This is a genomic window from Zwartia vadi (genome assembly GCF_030410375.1).
Lineage (GTDB): Bacteria > Pseudomonadota > Gammaproteobacteria > Burkholderiales > Burkholderiaceae_B > Zwartia > Zwartia vadi.
In genome coordinates this window covers 1-1,701 of the sequence record NZ_JAUHHE010000037.1, presented here as the reverse complement: position 1 = coordinate 1,701, position 1,701 = coordinate 1, and the positions used below count along the sequence as shown (strand labels likewise).

At 38.6% G+C, this 1,701-nt stretch carries 2 protein-coding genes; both read right to left on the bottom strand.

The window, feature by feature from the left end:
• Window positions 1-431 precede the first annotated feature (431 nt).
• Complete coding sequence (locus QWY27_RS15205) at window positions 432-1,199, bottom strand: FkbM family methyltransferase (RefSeq protein ID WP_290199278.1); 768 nt, start codon at window positions 1,197-1,199, stop codon at window positions 432-434.
• A gap of 168 nt (window positions 1,200-1,367) precedes the next feature.
• The gene (locus QWY27_RS15200; RefSeq protein WP_290199277.1) at window positions 1,368-1,583 is read right to left on the bottom strand and encodes a hypothetical protein; all 216 of its coding nucleotides are present in this window, start codon (window positions 1,581-1,583) and stop codon (window positions 1,368-1,370) included.
• Between the last annotated feature and the right edge of the window lie 118 nt (window positions 1,584-1,701).

Genomic DNA, 1,701 nt, shown 5'->3' with positions numbered 1-1,701 from the left:
GTGACGGTGGAGTGATTGAGCAAGGACCTCTCTCGCAGAGGTCCTGTGAAAGCCCCCAGAACATCTCCTGTGTTCGTATCGGACCGCTCACTCTCGACATTCGTCCGCTGAGTGCATACCAAGAGTCATTAATTACCACCATCCTTCGGCTGAGATCCGAGGGATGGCTGGATCATCACATCGCAAAACACTTCAATGATTCGGGATACCTGACACCAAGAGGATGCAGTTGGGTACCTCAGAGTGTGTTTTCGATTCGCAGGAAGTATCAGCGGAGGTTAGAGAGACTTGGTGGGGAGGAAGGATAACGTTCGGTGTTTTTGTGGGTTTTTATATTGAGAGGAGACGTTAGCCTTGAGTTGTTTTGGGGGGTTGAGTACGATGGGTTTGAGATAATGGAAAATTACAAGTATTAGATGAATGATGCTTAATTAAAGATGTCGATGTAACAAAATATCATAATGTTTACTGTCAGAGGATGTTCTGAGTATCTCCGTGAAACCTTCATTTATCAAAGATCTCACTACATCCTTATCAGCGTGACGGTTCTCATCAATCTCAATGTAGAAATGTGTAATGCTATTCCAGAACTTAGTTAACTTAAGTTGAGCCACAACGATTGGCTCATAACCCTCAGTATCAATTTTAATTACGATTTGCTCATTATTTTTGATATCAATGAGATCGTTAAGATCCAATCCTGTCATGCAATGAATGACCTCACTATTGCGTGCATTTTTTCCATCCAATAATGAAGCTCCCCCAGAGTGATTAGGTTGTAGTCCGATAACTAAATTTTGATCGGTTTCGCTTATAGCTTTGTTTATCCCAGACACTTTAAAAGAAAAATTGTTAAGGAATATATTTTTTTCCAACAATTCATAAGTTTTTTCAACGGGTTCAAAAGCCCAAATGTGTCTGCACTGTGAGTTGCGAGCAGCGATCAGGGAAAAAAGACCTTGATTTGCTCCTATATCCAAAAATATGAATGGTGTATTTTTATTCTGCAGAAAACTCGAGAATTGATACCCATATGTACCCTTAAGACAAAAGCGAAAAGTTTGATCTGTGAAGTTAGATGAAAGCTTTACTCCATAGATTGAGTACACGGAATCAGTACGTAATAGTTTGCATATCAGCCAGTAAAACTTGAAGGGGAGCTTATATATTTTTTGAAAACCGACTTTCAATATGTTCATGGATACATCACGATTTGTAATTAATAGCGGAAACAAAAAAAATAAAGAAATTTTCTTGGTTTGTTAATAAAAAAAACCAAACAGCTTCGCAAGTTCACTATTGTAGGCTGACAGCATACTGAATATTCAGTATGCCTCCTACATTAGCTTTAGGATAACAAAAATACATCAAACAGATGAAGATTGCTGCCGAATAGCCTGATCAACCTCAATTAACACATCAACAAGCTGTTCATGCTTCAAGACAAGATGTTTACAGTTCAAGTAATCATCTTTCTTGTCCCTGCCATTGATCTCTATGATGTATCCATTTGAGCATTGAGTAATCGTGTATTGCTCGTCAATCGTTGCAAAGCCCTTTGTAATACAGTTTTCGTTTTTCATACCTGATCCTAATATGTTTTGGATTGCCAATCGGATGACTGGTTCAGGTATTTAGCGACTTCAAGTACTAGCTATTTTGAAGGATCCTTCAAGTTCCAGCCATTTTGAAGCAGTCTTT